The 20,940-nt window shown below is 74.4% G+C and carries 19 protein-coding genes and 1 pseudogene; 16 read left to right on the plus strand and 4 right to left on the minus strand.

Features of this window, described 5'->3' with window-relative positions; translation table 11 throughout:
- Window positions 1–15: 15 nt before the first annotated feature.
- The gene (locus ACQPX6_RS10310; RefSeq protein ID WP_433788241.1) at window positions 16–912 is read left to right on the plus strand and encodes a tyrosine-type recombinase/integrase; all 897 of its coding nucleotides are present in this window, start codon (window positions 16–18) and stop codon (window positions 910–912) included.
- Window positions 887–2,065, plus strand: coding sequence for a FliA/WhiG family RNA polymerase sigma factor (locus tag ACQPX6_RS10315; protein ID WP_433787205.1), 1,179 nt, complete (start codon window positions 887–889; stop codon window positions 2,063–2,065). Before ACQPX6_RS10310 ends, ACQPX6_RS10315 begins: the two co-directional genes overlap by 26 nt.
- Before the next feature lie 6 nt (window positions 2,066–2,071).
- On the opposite strand, the gene ACQPX6_RS10320 is transcribed toward ACQPX6_RS10315, so the two are convergent.
- Window positions 2,072–2,644 carry a peptidoglycan DD-metalloendopeptidase family protein gene (locus ACQPX6_RS10320; protein WP_433787206.1) on the minus strand — a complete coding sequence of 191 codons (573 nt, stop codon included), beginning with the start codon at window positions 2,642–2,644 and terminating at the stop codon, window positions 2,072–2,074.
- Window positions 2,645–3,075: 431 nt separating this feature from the next.
- On the opposite strand from ACQPX6_RS10320, the pseudogene rpsB reads away from it, so the two are divergent.
- The 11 genes and pseudogenes from rpsB to ACQPX6_RS10375 all read left to right on the plus strand — a co-directional run.
- Window positions 3,076–3,939: pseudogene (rpsB, locus tag ACQPX6_RS10325) on the plus strand (30S ribosomal protein S2); the annotation flags it as partial.
- 211 nt (window positions 3,940–4,150) lie between these two features.
- Complete coding sequence (tsf, locus tag ACQPX6_RS10330) at window positions 4,151–4,975, plus strand: translation elongation factor Ts (RefSeq protein WP_433787207.1); 825 nt, start codon at window positions 4,151–4,153, stop codon at window positions 4,973–4,975.
- Between the two features lie 97 nt (window positions 4,976–5,072).
- Window positions 5,073–5,819, plus strand: a complete 747-nt coding sequence (pyrH, locus tag ACQPX6_RS10335; RefSeq protein ID WP_433788242.1) for a UMP kinase — start codon at window positions 5,073–5,075, stop codon at window positions 5,817–5,819.
- Between the two features lie 13 nt (window positions 5,820–5,832).
- Complete coding sequence (gene frr / locus ACQPX6_RS10340; protein ID WP_433787208.1) at window positions 5,833–6,390, plus strand: ribosome recycling factor; 558 nt, start codon at window positions 5,833–5,835, stop codon at window positions 6,388–6,390.
- A 13-nt stretch (window positions 6,391–6,403) separates the two neighbouring features.
- Entirely contained in the window at window positions 6,404–7,369 is a 966-nt protein-coding gene (locus tag ACQPX6_RS10345) for a phosphatidate cytidylyltransferase (protein WP_433787209.1), read from the plus strand.
- Complete coding sequence (locus ACQPX6_RS10350; RefSeq protein WP_433787210.1) at window positions 7,366–8,088, plus strand: class I SAM-dependent methyltransferase; 723 nt, start codon at window positions 7,366–7,368, stop codon at window positions 8,086–8,088. Before ACQPX6_RS10345 ends, ACQPX6_RS10350 begins: the two co-directional genes overlap by 4 nt.
- A 157-nt stretch (window positions 8,089–8,245) precedes the next feature.
- A complete protein-coding gene (locus ACQPX6_RS10355; protein WP_433787211.1) occupies window positions 8,246–9,472 on the plus strand; it encodes a glycine cleavage T C-terminal barrel domain-containing protein in 1,227 nt (408 codons plus the stop codon).
- A gap of 7 nt (window positions 9,473–9,479) precedes the next feature.
- On the plus strand, window positions 9,480–10,373 hold the full coding sequence (locus tag ACQPX6_RS10360) for a methylenetetrahydrofolate reductase (RefSeq protein WP_433787212.1): 894 nt from the start codon (window positions 9,480–9,482) through the stop codon (window positions 10,371–10,373).
- A 51-nt stretch (window positions 10,374–10,424) separates the two neighbouring features.
- Window positions 10,425–11,084 (plus strand): hypothetical protein, encoded by a 660-nt coding sequence (locus ACQPX6_RS10365; RefSeq protein WP_433787213.1) that lies wholly within the window; start codon window positions 10,425–10,427, stop codon window positions 11,082–11,084.
- Entirely contained in the window at window positions 11,081–12,223 is a 1,143-nt protein-coding gene (gene rlmN, locus ACQPX6_RS10370; protein WP_433787214.1) for a 23S rRNA (adenine(2503)-C(2))-methyltransferase RlmN, read from the plus strand. Before ACQPX6_RS10365 ends, rlmN begins: the two co-directional genes overlap by 4 nt.
- Window positions 12,220–13,494, plus strand: a complete 1,275-nt coding sequence (locus ACQPX6_RS10375; RefSeq protein ID WP_433787215.1) for a GNAT family N-acetyltransferase — start codon at window positions 12,220–12,222, stop codon at window positions 13,492–13,494. The genes rlmN and ACQPX6_RS10375 overlap by 4 nt, the downstream gene beginning before the upstream one ends.
- A gap of 47 nt (window positions 13,495–13,541) precedes the next feature.
- Here the strand turns inward: ACQPX6_RS10375 and ligD are convergent, their stop codons facing one another.
- On the minus strand, window positions 13,542–14,492 hold the full coding sequence (gene ligD / locus ACQPX6_RS10380) for a non-homologous end-joining DNA ligase (RefSeq protein ID WP_433787216.1): 951 nt from the start codon (window positions 14,490–14,492) through the stop codon (window positions 13,542–13,544).
- Between the two features lie 53 nt (window positions 14,493–14,545).
- Between ligD and ACQPX6_RS10385 the strand changes: the two genes are divergently transcribed.
- Window positions 14,546–15,928, plus strand: a complete 1,383-nt coding sequence (locus tag ACQPX6_RS10385; RefSeq protein ID WP_433787217.1) for an FAD-dependent oxidoreductase — start codon at window positions 14,546–14,548, stop codon at window positions 15,926–15,928.
- Window positions 15,929–15,977: 49 nt separating this feature from the next.
- Here the strand turns inward: ACQPX6_RS10385 and ACQPX6_RS10390 are convergent, their stop codons facing one another.
- Window positions 15,978–17,954, minus strand: coding sequence for an amino acid transporter (locus tag ACQPX6_RS10390; protein ID WP_433787218.1), 1,977 nt, complete (start codon window positions 17,952–17,954; stop codon window positions 15,978–15,980).
- Window positions 17,951–18,253: a DUF2631 domain-containing protein gene (locus ACQPX6_RS10395; RefSeq protein ID WP_433787219.1), complete on the minus strand. Its 303-nt coding sequence runs from the start codon at window positions 18,251–18,253 to the stop codon at window positions 17,951–17,953. Before ACQPX6_RS10395 ends, ACQPX6_RS10390 begins: the two co-directional genes overlap by 4 nt.
- 79 nt (window positions 18,254–18,332) lie before the next feature.
- Here ACQPX6_RS10395 and dxr point away from each other — a divergent pair, with 79 nt between their 5' ends.
- On the plus strand, window positions 18,333–19,520 hold the full coding sequence (gene dxr / locus ACQPX6_RS10400; RefSeq protein WP_433787220.1) for a 1-deoxy-D-xylulose-5-phosphate reductoisomerase: 1,188 nt from the start codon (window positions 18,333–18,335) through the stop codon (window positions 19,518–19,520).
- A 61-nt stretch (window positions 19,521–19,581) separates the two neighbouring features.
- Complete coding sequence (locus ACQPX6_RS10405; RefSeq protein WP_433788243.1) at window positions 19,582–20,901, plus strand: M50 family metallopeptidase; 1,320 nt, start codon at window positions 19,582–19,584, stop codon at window positions 20,899–20,901.
- The last annotated feature ends 39 nt before the right edge of the window (window positions 20,902–20,940 follow it).

Consider the following 20,940-nt stretch of genomic DNA (forward strand, 5'->3'; position numbering starts at 1 on the left):
CTCGACGCCTTCGCGATGCACCTGCGCTACGAGCGGGCCCTCTCGCCGCACACCGTGCGCGCCTACCTCGGCGACGTCACCTCGCTGCTCGGGCACCTGCGGGACCCCGAGAGCGCCGGAGCCGGCGCCGACGCCGCGGTCGACCTGGCGGACCTCGACCTCGCCGTCCTGCGCTCGTGGCTCGCGGCGGGCCTGGCCCGCGGGGCGAGCCGGACCTCGATGGCCCGGCGCGCGGCCGCGGCACGCACCTTCACGGCGTGGACGGCCCGCACCGGGCGCGCCCCCACCGATGCGGGCGCGCGCCTCGCGTCGCCGCGCGCCCACCGCCGGCTGCCCGAGGTGCTGCGCGCGGACCAGGCCGCGGCGGCGCTGTCCGCGGCGGCCACCGGCGCCGCCGAGGGCGACCCCGTGGCGCTGCGCGACCACCTGCTGCTCGAGCTGCTCTACGCCACCGGCGTGCGGGTCTCCGAGCTGTGCGGGCTCGACGTCGACGACGTCGACGACGCCCGGCGCACGCTGCGCGTCCTGGGCAAGGGCGACAAGCAGCGCACGGTCGTCTACGGCACGCCCGCGGCCGCGGCCCTCGACGCCTGGCGTCGCGACGGCCGCCCGCACCTCGCCGTCCCCACCTCACCACCGGCCCTGCTGCTGGGCGCCCGCGGCGGGCGTCTCGACCCGCGGATCGCGCGGACGGTCGTGCACGACGCGGCCGGCGCGGTCCCGGGGGCACCCGACATCGCGCCGCACGGCCTCCGGCACTCGGCGGCCACACACCTGCTCGAGGGGGGAGCGGATCTGAGGAGCGTCCAGGAGCTGTTGGGTCACGCGTCACCGGCGACGACCCAGCTCTACACCCACGTGTCCGCCGAGCGCCTGAGGGCCATCCATGACACCGCCCACCCCCGCGCCTGACGCGGGCCGCGACGGCTCGGCGGTGGCCACGCTGGCCGCCGCGATCGCCGCCGCCAGTGCCGCGACCGGTGCCGCCAGCACTGCCGCCACCGACGCCCCGCCGACGGGGCCCCTGCCGGCTCTGCCCGGGCTCGACGCCGACGCCGCCGTCCGCGCGGCGCAGGCCGCGTCGCGCACCTCCGGGGGCGGTGGCAGCCCCCGCCGGCCCGCGCCGTCCCCGGCGCCCACCGACGGCGCGAACGCGCTGGCCCCCGTGCCGGCGCCCGCGCCCACCCGCGACGACCGGCCCGACGGCCCGCGTCCCGCCCACAGCGGCCCGGCCACGCTCGGCGCCGTTGCGCCCGGCGCGGCCGACGAGGAGGCGCTGGTCGAGGCCGGCATCGCCGAGCTCTGGGCCCGCTACACCGACGACCCGCGCAAGTCGACGAAGGACCGGCTGGTGCTGCACTACGCGCCGCTGGTCAAGTACGTCGCCGGCCGCGTCGGCACCGGGCTGCCCGCGCACGTCGACGTCGCCGACCTCATCCAGTGCGGGATCTTCGGCCTGGTCGACGCCATCGAGCGCTACGAACCCGACCGCGGCCGCAAGTTCGAGGTCTACGCGATGCAGCGCATCCGCGGCGCGATCCTCGACGAGCTGCGCTCGCAGGACTGGGTGCCGCGTTCCGTGCGCTCCCGCGCCCGCGAGATCGAGCGGGCGATCGAGCGCCTCGAGAGCCGCGAGCAGCGCTCGTGCAGCGACTCCGAGCTCGCCGCCGAGCTGGACACCTCCACCGAGGACCTGCGCGCCACCTTCGGGCAGATCGCCATGACGAGCGTCGCCGCGCTCGACGAGCTCGTCGCCGCCGGGCGCGGCGGGAGCTCGGCGCCCGCCGAGGGGGCGGCGCCGTCGCTGGTCGACTCGCTGCCCGACACGGGCGCCGAGGACCCGCTCGCGGCGATGGAGGACCAGGAGACCCGCCGGCTGCTCGCCGAGGCGGTCGGCCAGCTCGCCGAGCGCGACCGGACGGTCGTCGGGCTCTACTACTTCGAGAACCTCACGCTCGCCGAGATCGGCCGGGTGCTCGGGGTGACCGAGTCGCGGGTCTGCCAGCTGCACACCCGCGCGGTGATGCGCCTGCGGGCCCGGCTCGCCGAGCTCCAGCACGCCTGACCCGGCTCACGGGTCGGTCGGCAGGAGCCGCACCGGCCCGAGGCCGAGCAGCAGGAGCGGGTCGAGGTACTCGAGCGCGCCCGCCGCCGGGTCCGGGGACGGCTGGCGCAGGCCCCAGTGCAGGCACGCCGCGACCGGGCAGCCGCGGTGCCCGGGCTCGAGGGCGCCGAGCGGGTCCCCGCGACGGACCACCGCGCCCGGGGCCACGGCGACGGTGACGGGCTCGTAGGTCGTGCGCAGCCCGGCGTCGTGCTCCACCGACACGACGCCCCGGCCCGCCAGCCGCGCGGCGAACACGACCGTTCCCCCGCCCGCGGCGAGCACCGTCAGCCCCGGGTGCCCGGCCAGGTCGACGCCGCGGTGACCGCGGCCGTAGTAGTGCGGCGGCGGGTCGAACAGCCGGGTCGCCGTGCCCACCGCGCCGGCGCGTTCCGGGGCCGCGGTCCCGTCGACGCCGGCCAGCGGCCACGCGTAGGCCCCGACCGGCACCACGAGGGGCGGACCGGACGCGGCGGCGGCGGGCGGGGGCCCGGGGGCGAGGACGAGCGGCACCAGCACCAGCACGGCCAGCACCAGCACGCGGGGGGGCGGACGAGTCGTCACACGGGGTTCGACGCAGTGACCCCGCCATCGGCTCCCTCCTCGGGCGAGGTGGGGGATTTCCTGGCGTTCAACGCCAGCGTGGCCGCCAGGCTGGCACACCCCGTGTGCCACGACAGGGACCACGGCGGCGGGGCGAGGGCGGCGGGGAGGGTGGAGGTGGGGTCGGCGTACACTCCTGACCAGCGGTCCGTCGTCTCCTCGTCCTCGAGGGGGAGTGCGGGCCGACTTCGCGTGTCTTCTCAAGCGTCCGCAGGTCAGGCGCTGCCGGAGCCGCATCCGGGCGGTCCCGCCGAGCGGGTTCCGGATCGGCCACGAGGGCACCAGGGCGACGGCCCGACCGGGACCGTCGCGACAACCGCCAGGCCTGGTCTCGAGCACCGGGCCGCCGAGAGAGGTAGTTCCACCGCATGGCCGTCGTCACGATGCGCCAGCTGCTGGACTCGGGTGTCCACTTCGGACACCAGACCCGCCGCTGGAACCCCAAGATGCGCCGCTTCATCTTCACCGAGCGCAACGGCATCTACATCATCGACCTGCAGCAGACGCTGTCCTACGTCGATCGCGCCTACGAGTTCGTCAAGCAGACCGTCGCCCACGGCGGCACGGTGCTGTTCGTCGGCACGAAGAAGCAGGCCCAGGAGGCCATCGACGAGCAGGCGCGCCGGGTCGGCATGCCCTTCGTCAACCAGCGCTGGCTGGGCGGCATGCTCACCAACTTCCAGACCGTGCACAAGCGCCTCCAGCGCCTCAAGGAGCTGGAGGCCATGGAGCAGAGCGGGGGCTTCGAGGGTCGCACCAAGAAGGAGATCCTCATGCTCACCCGCGAGCACGACAAGCTCGAGAAGACGCTCGGCGGCATCCGCGACATGGGCCGCGTGCCCAGCGCGGTGTGGGTGGTCGACACCAAGAAGGAGCACATCGCGGTCGGTGAGGCCCGGAAGCTCAACATCCCGGTCGTCGCCATCCTCGACACCAACTGCGACCCCGACGAGGTCGACTACCCGATCCCGGGCAACGACGACGCCATCCGCTCGGCGGCGCTGCTGACCCGCGTGGTCGCCCAGGCGTGCGCCGACGGCCTCCAGGCCCGCGGCCAGCGCGACGGTGGCGGCGAGCGCGGCGAGGACGAGCCGCTGGCCGAGTGGGAGCAGGAGCTCATGGCCTCCGGCGGCGACGGCGCGTCCGCGCCGACCGGGCTCGACCAGGGCAGCACCAGCAGCGCGGTCGACGCGCCCGGTGACTCGCCGGTGGCCTCGCCCGAGGCCGAGGCGACCGCGGACGCCATCGGCGACGACACCACGCCGACCAGCCGCCCGGAGCGCACCGAGGGCGTCGCCACCGAGGACTCCGAGGTGGACGACAACGCCATCGCCGCGTCGCCGGAGGCCGGCCAGGTCAACGGCAACACCCCGTCCGGCGGGGCCGGCTGACGGTCCCCGCCGGCGACCGACACACGACGACGAGGACGGACGAGAGCCTCACATGGCGAACTACACCGCAGCGGACGTGAAGAAGCTCCGGGACCTGACCGGTTCCGGGATGATGGACTGCAAGAAGGCCCTCGAGCAGGCCGAGGGCGACATGGACCAGGCGGTCGAGGCGCTGCGCATCAAGGGCGCCAAGGACGTCGGCAAGCGGGCCGGCCGCACCACCGCCAACGGCGTGGTGGCCGCCCGTGACGGAGCGATCATCGAGCTCAACTCGGAGACCGACTTCGTCGCCAAGAACGCCGACTTCGTGGCGCTCGCCGACGACATCCTCGGCGCGGCCCTGGCGAACGGCACGAAGGACCTCGAGTCCCTCAAGGCCGCGAGCCTCGGCCAGGGCACGGTGGACGACAAGGTGCAGGAGCTTTCGGCCCGCATCGGCGAGAAGCTCGAGCTGCGCCGCGTCGCGGTGCTCGACGGGCCGACCGCCACCTACCTGCACCGCCGGTCCTCGGACCTCCCGCCGGCCATCGGCGTGGTCGTCGCCTACGACGGTGACGGCGACGACGCGGCCGACGCGGCGCGCGGTGCCGCGATGCAGGTCGCGGCGGCCCGCCCGCTCTACACCACCCGCGACGAGGTCCCGAGCGAGGTGGTGGAGAACGAGCGCCGCATCGCCGAGGCCACCGCCCGCGAGGAGGGCAAGCCCGAGAAGATCCTCGAGAAGATCGTCGAGGGTCGGCTCAACGGCTACTACAAGGACACCGTGCTCCTCGAGCAGGACTCGGTGGCCGTGGACAAGAAGACGGTCGGCAAGGTGCTGGAGGAGGCGGGCGTCGGAGTCCGCTCCTTCGCGCGCTTCGAGGTCGGCCAGCCCTGAGCCCGCCGCGGCGCCGGCACCCGGGAGCACCGGGTGCCGGCGTCGCGATCGGCGCGCCGAGAACCCCGTGGAGGAGAGCGTGGCCAGTCCCCAGACGGTGTCGGACGCCGGTCCCGACGCCCGTTCCGGTCACCGACGGGTCCTGCTCAAGCTCGGCGGCGAGATGTTCGGCGGGGGCGCCGTGGGCGTCGACCCGGTCGTCGTCCAGACCGTCGCCCGCCAGATCGCCGACGTCGTGCGCACCGGCGTCCAGATCGCCGTCGTCATCGGCGGCGGCAACTTCTTCCGTGGCGAGGAGCTGCACCGCTACGGCATGCAGCGCCAGCGTGCCGACTACATGGGCATGCTCGGCACCGTCATGAACTGCCTCGCGCTGCAGGACTTCCTCGAGCGCGAGCACCACATCGACACCCGCGTGCAGACCGCCATCACCATGGGCCAGGTCGCCGAGTCGTACATCCCGCGCCGTGCCATGCGCCACCTCGAGAAGGGCCGCGTGGTCATCTTCGGTGCCGGGGTCGGCATGCCCTACTTCTCCACCGACACCACGGCCGCGCAGCGGGCGCTGGAGATCGAGTGCGAGATCGTGCTCATGGCCAAGGGCGTCGACGGCGTCTTCACCGCCGACCCGAAGCTCGACCCGTCGGCGGCGATGTTCCACGAGATCTCCCACCGCGAGGTGCTGGAGAAGGGCCTCAAGGTCGCCGACGCCACCGCGTTCAGCCTCTGCATGGACAACAACATGCCGATCATGGTGTTCAACCTGTTGGTCGAGGGGAACATCGCCCGTGCGGTGCGGGGTGAGAGGATCGGGACGCTGGTCACCACCCCCTCCGGCCCCTGAGGAGAGCCCACACATGATCGACGAGACGCTCCTCGACGCCGAGGAGAAGATGGAGAAGGCCGTCAGCGTCGCCAAGGACGACCTGGGCGGCGTGCGCACCGGGCGGGCCAGCCCGGCGATGTTCAACCGCATCCAGGTCGAGTACTACGGCTCGTGGACGCCGCTCAACCAGCTCGCGTCGGTGCAGGTCCCCGAGGCGCGCATGGCCGTCATCAAGCCGTACGACGCCAGCCAGCTCCAGACCATGGAGCGCGCCATCCGCGACTCCGACCTGGGCGTCAACCCCAGCAACGACGGCCAGATCATCCGCGTCGTGTTCCCGCAGCTCTCCGAGGAGCGCCGCAAGGACATGGTCAAGGTCGCGCGCAGCAAGGGCGAGGACGCCAAGGTCTCGATCCGCAGCGTGCGCCGCACCGCGATGACCGAGCTGCAGCGCATCGTCAAGGACGGTGAGGCCGGCGAGGACGAGGAGTCGCGGGCCGAGAAGGAGCTCGAGAGCGTCACCGCGCGCTACGTCGCGCAGGTCGACGACCTCGTCAAGAACAAGGAAGCCGAGCTCCTCGAGGTCTGAGGTCACCGGTCCCATGCCCCCCTCCGCGCCCCGACGGCCCACCCCGGCCTCGCCCGACCCCGCGCCGTCGCGGGACGCGGACCCGGCGCGCACCGAGGGCGTCGACGACACCCGGGTCCCGGCCGAGCCCGCCGAACCGGCCGAGCCCGCCGAGAAGCCCCGCTCCTCGCGGGCGGGCCGCAACCTGCCCGTCGCGATCGGCGTCGGTCTCGCGATGGGCGGCGTGGTCCTGGTCGCGCTGCTCACCGTCCGGTGGGCGTGGATCGGCGTCCTCGCGGTGTGCGCCGTGATCGGCACCTGGGAACTGTTCGGCGCGCTGCACCGGGCCGCCGGCATCCGGCTCTCCCGCGTGCCGGTGCTCGTGGGCGGTCAGGCGATGATCTGGCTGGCCTGGCCGTTCGGCACCGAGGGCATCCTCGGCGGGCTGATGGTCACGGTGCTCGGCTGCTTCCTGTGGCGCATGCGGCTGGGGGCCGGCGGGTTCGTCCGCGACGTCGGCGCCTCGATGCTGGTGCTGTGCTGGATCCCGCTGTGCATGGCGTTCGGCACCATGCTCGTGGTGCCCGCCGACGGCGCGCAGCGGGTGCTGACGTTCCTCATCGTCGTCATCTGCTCCGACACCGGCGGCTACGCGCTGGGTGCGCTGTTCGGCAAGCACCCGATGGCGCCGAAGGTCAGCCCGAAGAAGTCGTGGGAGGGCTTCGCCGGCTCGCTGCTGTTCGGCTCGGCGGGCGCCTGCCTGTCGATCGCGCTGCTGCTCGGCGACCGCTGGTGGTACGGCCTCATCGTCGGCCCGCTGCTCGTCGGCACCGCCGTCACCGGTGACCTCGTCGAGTCCTTGATCAAGCGGGATCTCGGCATCAAGGACATGGGCTCGGTGCTGCCCGGGCACGGCGGGCTCATGGAGCGCCTGGACTCGCTGGTCACCTCGGCGCCGGTGGCGTGGCTCCTGCTGCTCGTCCTGGTCCCGGTGCCTTGACGCGGTTCCGCAGCAGGGACGTCGTCGAGTCCCCGAACATCTGGCGCTGGCCCGAGGTCTACGAACGGGAGAACGAGGCGCAGGACGCGACCGGCGCGCTGTGGGACGTGGTGTGCGCGCTGGCCCCGCACGACGGCGCCGACGTCCTGGACGTCGGCTGCGGCGACGGCTACCACCTGCCGCGCTTCGCCGAGCGCGCCCGCTCGGTGGTCGGCGTCGAGCCGCACGCCCCGCTGGTCGCCCGCGCCCGCGAGCGCGTCGCCGGCGTGGACGGGGTGCACGTCGAGCAGGGCAGCGCCGCCGCCCTCCCGCTGCCCGACGACGCCGCCGACGTCGTGCACGCCCGCACCGCCTACTTCTTCGGGCCCGGCTGCGAGCCCGGCCTGGCCGAGGCGTCGCGGGTCCTGCGCCCCGGCGGGGTGCTCGTGATCGTCGACCTCGACGCCACCCGGCACTCCTACGGCGCGTGGATGCGCGCGTCCGCGCCGCGCTACGACCCCGCGGGCGCCGAGCGCTTCTTCGCCCGCAAGGGCTTCGCGGTGCGGCGCGTCGACACCCAGTGGCGCTTCCCGGACCGCGCGACCCTCGCCGACGTCCTGCGCATCGAGTTCACGCCCGCCGTCGCCGCCCGCGCGATCGGGGACACCCCGGGCCTCGCGCTCTCCGTGGCCTACCGCGTCCACACCCGCCGCGAGCCCGTCGGCCTCGTGCGGCCCTGAGCGCGCACCGGGATATATCAGTCCTCGCGAACCCCTTGACGTGATGTCGCTCACGGTCGCAAACTCGTTGCGTCAGCGACAACCCGTTGCGTTGAACGCAACATCGTCCGAGCGGTTCAGCGGAGGTGCCCCGGACGCACGAAGGACTGGAGTACCGATGACGGACGTCCTGCCCCACCCGGGCGCGCTCGACATCGCGCCGGAGCCGCCCCCCGCGACGGTCACCGACCCGGCGATGCTGCTGTACCCGCGCCTGCGCAAGTCGCCCTACTTCTGGAAGTCCCGGGCGCACGGCGTGGCGATGTACAGCGTCTACAACCACACCTACCACCCCCGCCACTACGGCGACCCGGTCGCCGAGTACTGGGCGCTGCTCGAGGGCGTGACCCTCTGGGACGTGGGGGTGGAGCGCCAGATCGAGATCACCGGCACCGACGCCTTCGCGTTCACGAACACGCTCGTGCCCCGCGACCTGACCAAGTGCGCCGTCGGCCAGTGCAAGTACGTGTTCGTCACCGCGCCCGACGGCGGGATCATCAACGACCCGGTCCTCCTGCGCATCGACGAGGACCGCTTCTGGCTCTCCCTCGCCGACTCCGACGTCGGGCTTTGGGCCACGGGCCTGGCGCACGCCGGCGGCTGGGACGTGCGGGTCCGGGAGATCGACGTCGCCCCGGTGCAGGTCCAGGGGCCGAAGGCGAAGGCGCTGGTCACCGACCTGTTCGGCGCCGACGTCGCCGAGATGCCCTACTACCACCTGCGCCACGCCGTCCTGGACGGCATGGACGTCGTGGTCAGCCGCACCGGGTACAGCGCGGAGATCGGGTACGAGATCTACCTGCACCACGCGACCCGGGACGCGGGCCGGCTGTGGGACCGGGTGTGGGAGGCGGGCCGGCCGCACGGCCTGCGCCCGATCGGCCCGTGCCACATCCGCCGCATCGAGGGCGGCATGCTCGCCTACGGCTGCGACATCACGCTCGACACCAACCCGCTCGAGGTCGGCTACGACTACACGTGGATGGTCGACCTCGACCAGGAGGCCGACTTCGTGGGCAAGGACGCGCTGATCCGCGCCAAGGCGCGGGGGCTGACGCGCTCGCTGGTCGGGCTCGAGATCGGCGGCGCGCCGCTGGGGTCGTTCAACGACGGGTCGATGATCGAGCCGTTCGCGGTGCGCGATCCCGCGGGGCAGCTCGTCGGGTCGGTGACCAGCGCCTGCTGGTCCCCGCGGCTCGAGCGCAACATCGGCCTGGCGATGGTCGCGACGCCGTCGACGCCGCTGGGCACCGAGCTCGTCATCGCGACCCTCGACGACGTGCGCGACGGCGTCGTGGTGGAGAAGCCGTTCGTCGACCCCCGCAAGCAGACCCCGAAGGGCTGAGCGGGACGTGGACGGAGCCGGGGGAGCGGCCGTCCCGGACGGGCCCGACGCCCGCCGGGCGGTCGCCGCGCTGCTCGACCGGCCGCGCTTCGAGGTGGCGCCGACCGCGGGGGTGCTCGAGGCCGCCGCCGACCTGCCCGCCGGGGCGACGGTGGCCGTCACCGCGTCGCCGAGCCGGGGCGTCGGGGCCACCGTCGCCACGGCCGAGGCGCTCGCGGCCCGCGGGTTCGCCGCCGTGCCCCACCTCGCGGCCCGGAGCCTGCGCGACCGGGGCGAGCTGGCCGAGGTCCTCGACCGGCTCGCGGCCGCCGGCGTCGCCGAGGTGTTCGTCGTCGGCGGCGACGCCCGCGAGCCGGCCGGGGCGTTCCCGGACGGGCTCGCCCTGCTGCGGGCCGTCGAGGACCTCGGGCGGCGGCCGGCCCGGGTGGGCGTGCCGTCGTACCCCGACGGCCACCACCGCATCGGCACCGACGTGCTGTGGGCGGACCTGGCGGCCAAGGCGGCCCACGCCGACCTGACCGTCACGCAGCTGTGCTTCGACGCCGATCTCGTGTGCGCGTTCGCCGGCGAGGCCCGCCGGCGGGGGATCGGGCTGCCGGTCGTCGTCGGCGTGCCCGGCGTGGTCGACACCGCGCGGCTGCTGCGGATCAGCGTCCGCATCGGCGTCGCCGACGCGGTGCGGTTCGCCCGCTCGCACCGCACGACGGCCGGGGCGCTGCTGCGCCCTGGGCGCCACCGGCCCGACGCGCTGGTCGGCGCGCTCGCGGCCCACGTGGCGGCCGGCCGGTGCGAGCTCGCGCAGCTGCACCTCTACACGTTCAACCAGGTCGAGCCGACGGTGCAGTGGCTGGCGCAGGCCCGCCGGGCGGCCGCTCCCGGCTTGCGGGAAGGGGGCCGCTGAGCCGGGGGCCGTGCGCTGGGCCACCCCGCCGACCGGGTTACCGTGGACGTCGTGTCGTATCCCCCTCCCCGCCCGCCGTCGGGGCCCCATGGCCCCGGGCGTGGTCCCGGTGGCTTCGGCGGTGCCGGTGGCGGCCCCGGTGGTGGCCGCGGTGGCCCGCCGCCCCGCCGGGGGCGCACGGGCCGCGCCGTGCGCGTCGACCCCGTGCTCGTCGAGCTCGGGGCCGGGCTCGTGTGGCTCGCGGTGGGCACGCTCGGGCTCGGCGCGGGCGGCGCGGGCACGCTCGTGCTCGCGATCGGCATCGCGGTCGCCATCGTCATCGGGGTCGAGAACCGCCGCCGCGGCCCGCGGCTGTTCGACACGACCCGCTCCACCGAGCTGCTGCGCCTCGCCGGCGGGGTGATCGCGCTGGTGGTCCTCGCGTCGCTCGTGCTCGGCCTGCTCAGCTCGTCGGCGTTCCTGCCCGGGCTCGCGCTCGTGCTCACCGGGGCGGCGTTCGTGCTGCTCAGCCGGGTGACGGGCCAGCAGCCGAGCCGGTGGCTCGGGTTCGCGCTCGTCGCCGAGGGCCTGCTGTCCGCGCTGCTGACCACCATGCTCGGCGGCGGCTTCGTCACCCAGGGCCTGCTGGGCATCCTCGCCGGGGTCCTCGTGCTGCTGTCCGCGGCCGACCGCGTCGGCCTGGTCGAGATGCTGCGGGACCGGTCGCGGTGAGCGAGCCCGCCACCGAGCCCGCCCCGCTCCCGGTGCTGTCCCTGTCGCCGGCGGGCACCCGGCGCACGCGCCCGGCGCGCCACCTCGCCGACATCGACACCGACGCCCGCCGTGCCGCGGTCGCCGAGCTGGGCCTGCCCGCCTTCCGCGCCGACCAGCTCTCGCGGCACTACTTCAGCCGCCTCGAGAGCGACCCGGCGACGATGACCGACCTGCCCGCCGCGGCCCGCGACGCGGTCGGCCCCGCGCTGTTCCCCGAGCTGCTCGCCCCCACGTCGGTCGTCGAGTGCGACGGCGGCACCACCCGCAAGACGCTGTGGCGCGCGAACGACGGCGTGCTCATCGAGAGCGTGCTCATGGGCTACCCGGACCGCGCCACCGTCTGCATCTCCAGCCAGGCCGGCTGCGGGATGGCGTGCCCGTTCTGCGCCACCGGGCAGGGCGGCCTCGAGCGCAACCTGTCGACGGCCGAGATCGTCGAGCAGGTCCGGTCGGCGGCCGCCGTCGTCCGCGACGGCGGGCTGGGCCCGGACCTGCGGCGCCTGTCCAACGTCGTGTTCATGGGCATGGGCGAGCCGCTGGCCAACTACCGGCGCGTCGTCGACGCCGTGCACCGCCTCTGCGACGCGCCGCCCGCCGGGCTGGGGCTCTCGCAGCGCTCGGTGACGGTGTCGACGGTCGGGCTCGTGCCGGCGATCCACCGCCTCGCCGACGAGGGCCTGCAGGTCACGCTCGCGGTGTCGCTGCACACGCCGGACGACGAGCTGCGCGACAACCTCGTCCCGGTCAACCAGCGCTGGCCGGTGGCCGACGTGTTCGCCGCCGCCCGCCACTACGCCGACGTCACCGGGCGCCGCATCTCGATCGAGTACGCGCTGATCCGCGACGTGAACGACCAGCCGTGGCGCGCCGACCTGCTCGCCAAGCTGGCGCACCGGCACCTGGGCCGGCTGGTGCACGTCAACCTCATCCCGCTCAACCCGACGCCGGGCAGCAAGTGGGACGCGAGCCCCGCGCCGGTGCAGGCGGAGTTCGTCCGCCGGGTGCGCGACGGCGGCGTGGCGTGCACGGTCCGCGACACCCGCGGGCGCGAGATCGCCGCGGCCTGCGGGCAGCTCGCCGCCACCGCCCGGCCGTGAGCCCCGGGCCGCGCGGCCACGAGGTCCGTCGCCTCGTCCCGCACGTGGTCGAGGGCGCCGCGGACGCCGACACGGTGACGTGGACGCGCGCGGTGCAGGCGGCGTTCCTGGGCCCGCGCATGGACCCGGGCGACCTGGCCCGCGCAGGCGCGGCGTTCGCGGGGCAGCGGCTGCGCGGGGTGTACGAGACCGCCGACCCGGCACCCGTGGCCACCCTGCGCTCGTGGGACGTGCGGATGGCGGTGCCCGGCGGCGAGGTGGGCGTCGACGCCGTCAGCTCCATCGGCGTCCGGTCGACGCACCGCCGGCGCGGGCTGCTGCGCGCGGTGCTGACCGACGACCTCGCCGAGGCGGCCCGCGACGGGACCCCGGTCGCGGCGCTGACCTCGACGCAGGGCGCGCTCTACGAGCGGTTCGGCTTCGGGCTGGCCACCTGGACGCGCTCGCTCTCGCTCGACACCCGCCTCGCGACGTTCCGCGACCCGGCGCCCACGGGGCGCCTGCGCACCCTCGACGTCGCGACGCTCGGGCCGGCCGCGGCGCCGGTGGCCGACCGCGCCCGGCGTCGGCACCCCGGGTCGATGGACCGCACCGAGGGGTCGTGGTCGCCGCTGCTGACCGGCGAGGTGGGCTTCGCCGGCATGGTGCCCGACCGCGGCCGCCACGCCGTGCTCTGGTCGGACGCGACCGGGCGCCCCGGCGGGTACGTCGTCTACCGCGTCGCGCGGGGCTGGGGGCAGACCGGCACCGCCGAGATCGCCGTGCTCGACCTGCAGACCACGACACCCGAGTCCTACCGCGAGCTCTGGCGCCACCTGGCCTCGCTCGACCTCGTCGACACCGTGAGCTGGGCCGACGCGTCGGTCGACGAGCCGCTGCCGTGGCTGCTCGCCGACCCGCGGACCGTGACCGCGGGCACGAGCCGGGAGATGCTCTGGCTGCGGGTCCTCGACGTCCCCGCGGCGCTGACGGCCCGCCGCTACCCGGTGACCGACCGGGTCGTGCTGCGCGTGCACGACCCCGGCGGGTTCGCGCACGGCACGTGGGCCCTCGACACGTCCGACCCCGTCAGCCCGGCGGTCGCCGCGACACGGGACGACGCCGACGTCGCCCTCGACGCCCCGGAGCTCGCGTCGGTGTACCTGGGCGGGGTCGACCCGCGGGTGCTCGCCCGCGCCGGGCGCCTGGAGGAGCTGACCCCCGGCGCCGCGGGGCGGCTCGCGCGCCTGTTCGCCGCTCCGAGCGTGCCCTGGAACGGCATCCGCTTTTGACCTCCGGTCCCGTGCGTGCCCGCCCGTGCCGGGGCACGGGCAAGCGCTCACACCTCCGGGGCCTCGTCCGGGACGCCGTCGTCGCGGTCGGCCCACGCGATCAGTGCGTTGAGGTCGAACACCTCGTCGTCGATCGCCGCGTGCAGCTCGCCGACCTCCGCGTAGCGCGCCGGCATGGTCGCGATCGTGAAGTCGCCGGGCTCGGCGTCGTCGATCTCGTCCCAGCGCACCGGGGCCGAGACGCGCGCCTCCGGGGTGCCGCGCACCGAGTACGCCGAGGCGATGGTGTGGTCGCGGGTGTTCTGGTTCCAGTCGAGGAACACGGTGTCCGGCGCGCGGTCCTTGCGCCACCACGCCGTCGACACCAGGCCGCCGGCGCGGCGCTCGACCTCGCGGGAGAAGGCCAGCGCGGCCCGGCGCACCTCGCCGAACGAGTGCTCGGGGCGGATGCGGACGTAGACGTGCAGGCCCTTGCCGCCCGAGGTCTTGGGGAAGCCGACGGCGCCGAGCTCGTCGAGGACCTCGTGCACGACGCCCGCCACCCGCCGGATCGTCGGGAACTCGACGCCGGGCATCGGGTCGAGGTCGATGCGCCACTCGTCGGGGGTCTCGACGTCGGCGGCCCGGGTGTTCCACGGGTGGAACTCGACGGTCGACATCTGCACCGCCCAGACGACGTCGGCGATCGAGGCGACGCACAGCTCGTCGGCGGTGCGGTTGTAGCGGGGGAAGTGCACGCGCACCGTCGGCACCCAGTCCGGCGCGCCCTTGGGCAGGCGCTTCTGGTGCACCTTCTCGCCGTCGACGCCCGACGGGAAGCGGTGCATCATGCAGGGCCGGTCGCGCAGCGCCCGCACGATGCCGTCGGCGACCGACAGGTAGTACTGGGCGAGGTCCAGTTTGGTTTCTCCCCGCGCCGAGAAGTACACCCTGCCCGGGTTGGTCAGCCGTACGGTCCGGCCGTCCACCTCGATCTCCGCAGCGTCGCTCCCGGCCACGGCCCGAGAACCTACCCCTGCGGACGGCACCTCCCCGATCCGAACGGAGCCCCATGAGCAAGCGGATGGTCGTCATCGGCGGCGACGCGACCGGGATGTCCGCGGCCTCCACCGCCCTGCGGCACTCCGCGGAGGGGGAGATCGAGGTCGTCGTCCTCGAGCGCGGCCACTACACGTCGTACTCCGCCTGCGGGATCCCGTACTGGATCTCCGGGCACGTCGCCGACGGGGACCAGCTCATCGCGCGGACCCCGGAGCAGCACCGCGAGGCCGGGATCGACGTGCGGATGCGCACCGACGCGACGGCCATCGACCTGGAGAACCGGACGGTGAGCGTCCGCGGCGTCGACGACGGCGACACCTACGACCTCGGCTTCGACGAGCTCGTCATCGCCACCGGCGCGGTGCCGACGGTGCCGCCGCTGGAGGGTGCCGACGCGCAGGGCATCTTCGGCGTGCAGTCGCTGGAGCAGGGCGAGGAGATCGTCAAGGACCTCGCCGACGGCGACCGCCGCCGGGCGGTGGTGGTCGGCGCGGGCTACATCGGCGTCGAGATGGCCGAGGCGATGGTCGTGCGCGGGCTCGACACGACGGTCGTCGAGCGGGCCACCGAGCCGTTCACGCAGGTCGACCCGGACATGGGTGCGATCATCCGGGAGGCCATGGAGGGCATGGGGATGTCCGTGCTCACCGGCACCGCGGTGGAGGGCTTCGACGTCGGCGAGGACGGGCGCGTGCGCGCGGTGCGCGCCGGCGACACGGTGCTGCCCGCGGACATCGTGATCATCGGGCTGGGGGTCAAGCCGAACGCCCAGCTGGCCGCCGACGCCGGCCTGACGATCGGGCCGTCGGGCGGCATCGTCACCGACGCGCGGATGCGGGCCGCGCCCCACGTGTGGGCGGGTGGCGACTGCGTCGAGACCCACCACCGCCTCTCGGGCCACAACGTGCACATCCCGCTGGGCACCCACGCCAACAAGCACGGCCGCATCATCGGGACGAACATCGCGGGCGGCTACGGCGCCTTCCCCGGGATCATCGGTACCGCGATCAGCAAGGTGTGCGACCTCGAGATCGGGGTCACCGGCCTGGGCGAGACCGAGGCCGACGCCGTCGGCTTCGGCTACGTCACCGCCACCGTCGAGTCGACGACCACGGCCGGCTACTGGCCGGGGGCCGAGCAGATGACGGTCAAGGTGCTCGCCGAGCAGCGCACGGGCCGGCTGCTCGGCGCCCAGATCGTCGGGCGCACCGGCTCGGGCAAGCGCATCGACGTGTTCGCGACGGCGATCTGGAACGGGATGACGGTGGAGGAGATGACCTTCATGGACCTCTCCTACGCCCCGCCCTTCTCGCCGGTGTGGGACGCGGTGCTCGTCGCCGCCCGCAAGGCGGCCAAGGAGGTCCAGGGCGAGATCCCCGCGTCGCCCGTGTAGTACGTGCGTGATCTTCTGAGCTATAGCTCAGAAGATCACGCACGTGGGGTCAGCCGACGTGGACGGCCGGGCGGCGGTCGCGGTCGGGCTCGGCCTCGCGGAGCACCTCGCGCGTCACCGGCGCGACCTCGCCGACCCCGAAGAGCAGGTAGCGGGCGATGTTGGTGGCCGGGCTGCCCTCGTCCCACTCGAAGTAGACGTGCGGCACGCGGCCGGTGACGTCGCGCAGGTGCAGCAGCAGCGCGGCGATGGCGTTGGGCACCGTCGCCGACCGCGCCCGCAGGATGCGGTAGCCGTGGCGCTCCTCGCCCAGGACGTGCAGCTCGGACTCGAAGTTCGACGGGTCGTCGACGGTGATCTCGACGAAGATCACGACGTCGCCGGACGGGATGTGGTGGTCGAGGCGCTCCTCGAGCTCCTTCTCCTCGTACTCGCGCTTGTCGCGCCGGTTGGGCTCGTTGGCCACCAGCCGGATCGTCGCCTCGGGGTCCTCCTCGTGGGCCTCGCGGATGATCCGGCGCGCGGTCTTGTCGAGGTGCACCGCGCTGATCCGCAGCTCGGTGCTGCGCAGGGCCCGCGACGCGAACGACACCACGAAGATCGCCAGCACGAACAGCAGGCCGATCTTGAGGCCCTCCGGGCGCTCGATCATGTTCGCGACGGTGGTGTAGAGGAAGACCAGCGCGATGACGCCGAAGCCGACGGTCGCCGCGCGCTGGCCCTTCGCCCGCGCGGAGAGCGTCACCGCGATCGAGGCCGACGTGATCAGCACCAGCACGCCGGTGGCGTAGGCGCCGCTCTGCGCGTCGACGTCCGCCTTGAAGATGATCGTGATGGCGATGCCCAGCGCCGTGAACACCAGCACCATCGGGCGCACCGCGCGCGCCCAGTTCGGCGCCATGCCGTAGCGCGGCAGGTAGCGCGGGACGAGGTTGAGCAGCCCCGCCATCGCCGAGGCGCCGGCGAACCACAGGATCGTGATGGTCGAGAGGTCGTAGACGGTGCCGAGGACCTCGCCGAACTGCTCGTGCGCGAGGTAGGCCAGCGCGCGCCCGTTGGCCTGGCCGTCGGGCCCGAACTGCTCGAGCGGGATGAGCAGCGTGGTGACGAAGCTCGACGTGACGAGGAACCCGCTCATGATCAGCGCGGCGGTGGTGAGCAGCTTGCGCGCCCCGGCGATGCGCCCGGCCGGGTCCCGGTGGGTGTCGCCCTCCGCGCCGCGCACCAGCGGCATGACCGCGACGCCGGTCTCGAAGCCGGACAGGCCCAGCGCGAGCTTGGGGAAGACGACGAGGGCGATGGCCACGACCACGAGCGGGCTGCCGTGCTGGGTCAGCAGCGCGTCGCCCCAGTCGGTGATGAGCGCGGGCTCGGTGAACACGCGGTAGAGCGCGCCGCCGACGACGACGAGGTTGAGCAGCAGGAACACGCCGACGACGACCACGGCGATGCCGATGGCCTCGGCGAACCCCATGAGGAACACGACGCCGAGCAGCAGCACCAGCCCGACGGTCAGCGGCACCTCCCACCCGTGCAGCGCCGTCCCCACCAGCGGGTTCTCGACGATGTGCGCGGTGGCGTCGGCGGTGGACAGCGTGATGGTGATGAGGAAGTCGGTGACCGCAAAGCCCAGCAGCACCAGCACCAGCAGCTTCGACCACCAGTAGGACAGCAGCCGCTCGAGCATGGCCACCGAGCCCTCGCCGTGGGGGCTCTCGCGCGCGACCCGCCGGTAGATCGGCAGGGCGCCGCCGAGGGTGAGGACGACGAGGACGAGCGTGGCGATCGGCGAGACGACGCCGGCGGCGACGACCGCGACCGCCGGCTGGTAGCCCAGCGTCGAGAAGTAGTCGACGCCGGTGAGGCACATGACGCGCCACCACGGCTTGCCCTCGTGCTCGGGGGCCGGGCGGGCGTGGGGCCCGGAGTGCTGGGCGCTGCGGTCGGCGAGGCCGTCGAGCAGCCAGGCCCGCAGCCCGGAGGTCTGCTCACGGCGCTCCGCGGGAGCGGCGGGCGGGGCGCTCACCGCCGCCAGGACGTCCGCGAGCGGATGATCGCGCCGAGCGACAGGCAGAAGAAGCCCACGGCCAGGACCACGAGCCAGATGTCCTCCTGGGCGCCCACGTGGTTGCCCCAGAGCATGACCAGCAGGATCGCCGCGACGAGGAACCCGGACAGGCGCGCGACCTTCGGGTAGTGCCCGTGCCAGCCCCACTCGACCGAGGGCTCGTCGTCGGACGACACGCCGTTGACCACCACACCGGCGTCGTCGCGGTGCGCGACACCGCCGTCGTGTCGCCGCTTGGCGGGGCTGTTCGAGGCCACGAGGGACTCCTGGGATTCGCGGTCGGACGGGCGCGCCCAACCTACCGCGAGTGGCGCGCGCCCGTGATGATGAGCCGCGATGAGCACACCCACCGGGCCCCCCGACCAGCGCCGGCTCGTCCTGCTCGGGTCGACGGGCTCGATCGGCACGCAGGCCCTCGACCTCGTGCGCGCCCACCCGGAGCGCTTCGTGGTCACCGGCCTCGCCGCGGGCGGCGGGCGCCCCGACCTGCTCGCGCAGCAGGCCGTCGAGTTCGGGGTGACGACGGTGGCCGTCGCCGAGCCCGCCGCGGCGCAGGACCTGCGCGGGCGCCTCGGCCCGCACGTCGAGGTGCTCGTCGGCGAGCAGGCCGCGGCCGAGCTCGCCGGGGCCTGCGCCGACCTCGTGCTCAACGCGATGGACGGCTCGCGCGGCCTCGCCCCCACCCTCGCCGCGCTCGCCGCCGGCTCGACGCTGGCGCTGGCGAACAAGGAGTCGCTGGTCGCCGGGGGCCCGCTCGTCACGCGCGCCGCGACGCCGGGCCAGATCGTGCCCGTCGACTCGGAGCACTCGGCGCTGGCGCAGTGCCTGCGCGGGGGCCGGCCCGAGGAGGTCGCGCGCCTCGTGCTCACGGCCTCGGGCGGCCCGTTCCGCGGGCGCACGCGCGCCGACCTCGCCGGCGTCACCGTCTCCGACGCCCTGGCGCACCCCACGTGGGCGATGGGCCCCGTGGTGACGCTGAACTCGTCGACGCTGGTCAACAAGGGCCTGGAGCTCATCGAGGCGCACCTGCTCTTCGGCGTCCCCTACGAGCGCATCGACGTCACCGTCCACCCGCAGTCGATGATCCACTCGATGGTGACGTTCACCGACGGCGCGACGATCGCGCAGATCAGCCCGCCCGACATGCACGTGCCGATCGCCCTGGCGCTGGCGTGGCCGGACCGCCTGGCCGGCGCCGGGCGCCCCGAGACGTTCACCGACCCGACGAGCTGGACGTTCGAGCCCGTCGACACGGTGACCTTCCCCGCGCTCGACCTCGCCCGCGCCGCGGGCAGCGCCGGCGGCTGCCTGCCGGCCGTGTTCAACGCCGCCAACGAGGAGGCCGTCGCGGCGTTCCTGGCCGGGCGGTGCGCGTGGACCGGGATCGACGGGACGCTCGCGGCCGTGCTCGACGACGCGCAGCAGTGGGCGGCCGACCCGCGCGACGTCGACGACGTGCACGCCGCGGAGGCGTGGGCGCGCCAGGCGGCGGGGAAGCGGCTGCGGGGCGTGGCCGCGGGCTGACCGCGGGTCCCGGGGCCGCACACGGGGCACACCGGTGCCGGGGCTACCGTCGTCGCCCGTGATGCTCGTCCTGGGGATCGTGCTCTTCGCACTCGGTCTGCTGCTCTCGATCGCGTGGCACGAGCTCGGCCACTTCACCGCGGCACGCCGCTTCGGCATCCGCGTGCCCGAGTTCATGGTCGGGTTCGGGCCGACGGTGCTCTCGCGCAAGATCGGCGAGACCCGCTTCGGGGTGAAGGCCGTGCCGCTCGGCGGCTTCATCCGCATGATCGGCATGGTGCCGCCCGCGCCGGGCGAGACGATCGGGCGCAGCCGCCGCTCCGGGCCGTTCCAGGGGATGGTCGACGACGTCCGCGCCGACTCCGTGCGCGACTTCGAGCCCGGCGACGAGGACCGGCAGTTCTGGACCCGCAAGCCGTGGAAGCGGATCATCGTCATGCTCGCCGGGCCGTTCATGAACCTGGTGCTGGCGATCGCCCTGTTCGCCATCGTGCTCATGGCCATCGGCGTGCCGACGCCGCAGCCGGTGGTCCAGCGGGTGAGCGCCTGCGTCCTGCCGGCCTCGCAGGCGCAGGCGGCGCAGTGCCCGCCGGGCGCCGCGCCGACCCCGGCCGCGGAGGCCGGGTTCCGGCCCGGCGATCGCATCGTCAGCTTCGACGGCCGGCCGTACACGGAGTGGGCGCCGCTCGTGGAGGCCATCCGGGGCGCCCGCGGCACCGTCCAGGTGATCGTCGAGCGGCAGACCCCGGCCGGCGTCGTGCAGGTCCCGCTCACCCCGACGCTCATCGACAACCAGGTCCAGGACCTCAGCCCGCCGCCCGAGGGCGCCTCGCCGACCGAGCAGCGCTACGTCACCGCCTCCTTCCTGGGCATCGAGCCGATCCGGCCGCTCGAGCGCCAGGACGCCGGCGCCGTGGTCGCCGCGGGCGGCTACATGCTCGAGCGCACCGCGCACGCGATCACCCGGCTGCCGGAGAAGATCCCCGGCCTGTTCGGCGCGGTGTTCCTCGGGGAGGAGCGGGACGCCGAGGGTCCGGTCAGCGTCGTGGGCGTCTCGGTGCTCGGCGGCCAGGTGCTCGAGCGCGACCAGGCGGTGCTCGAGGAGGTCGCGACGTTCCTCAACCTGCTCGCCGCGGTGAACCTCTCGCTGTTCCTGCTCAACCTGCTGCCGATCCTGCCGCTGGACGGCGGCCACGTGCTGCCCGCGGCTTGGGAGGCGATCAAGAAGCGGATCGCCCGCCTGCGCGGCCGCCCCGACCCCGGCCCGGTCGACCTCGCGCGGCTCATGCCGATCGGTGTCGGCTTCGCCGTGCTGATCATGGGTTACGGGCTGCTCGTGATCGTCGCCGACATCGTCAACCCCATCCGCCTGCCCCTGTAGCCAGCTCTTCCTCCGGCGACGGCGAGACGGCGCGAGGAA

The organism is Actinomycetospora sp. CA-101289, from assembly GCF_050955895.1.
Lineage (GTDB): Bacteria > Actinomycetota > Actinomycetes > Mycobacteriales > Pseudonocardiaceae > Actinomycetospora.

Excerpts from the sequence above, each read along its gene's own strand:
- ACQPX6_RS10310 (WP_433788241.1), top strand. The coding sequence starts at position 16 with ATGCACCTGCGCTACGAGCGGGCCCTCTCGCCGCACACCGTGCGCGCC.
- ACQPX6_RS10315 (WP_433787205.1), top strand. The coding sequence starts at position 887 with ATGACACCGCCCACCCCCGCGCCTGACGCGGGCCGCGACGGCTCGGCG.
- tsf (WP_433787207.1), top strand. The coding sequence starts at position 4,151 with ATGGCGAACTACACCGCAGCGGACGTGAAGAAGCTCCGGGACCTGACC.
- frr (WP_433787208.1), top strand. The coding sequence starts at position 5,833 with ATGATCGACGAGACGCTCCTCGACGCCGAGGAGAAGATGGAGAAGGCC.
- ACQPX6_RS10345 (WP_433787209.1), top strand. The coding sequence starts at position 6,404 with ATGCCCCCCTCCGCGCCCCGACGGCCCACCCCGGCCTCGCCCGACCCC.
- ACQPX6_RS10355 (WP_433787211.1), top strand. The coding sequence starts at position 8,246 with ATGACGGACGTCCTGCCCCACCCGGGCGCGCTCGACATCGCGCCGGAG.
- ACQPX6_RS10385 (WP_433787217.1), top strand. The coding sequence starts at position 14,546 with ATGAGCAAGCGGATGGTCGTCATCGGCGGCGACGCGACCGGGATGTCC.
- dxr (WP_433787220.1), top strand. The coding sequence starts at position 18,333 with ATGAGCACACCCACCGGGCCCCCCGACCAGCGCCGGCTCGTCCTGCTC.
- ACQPX6_RS10405 (WP_433788243.1), top strand. The coding sequence starts at position 19,582 with ATGCTCGTCCTGGGGATCGTGCTCTTCGCACTCGGTCTGCTGCTCTCG.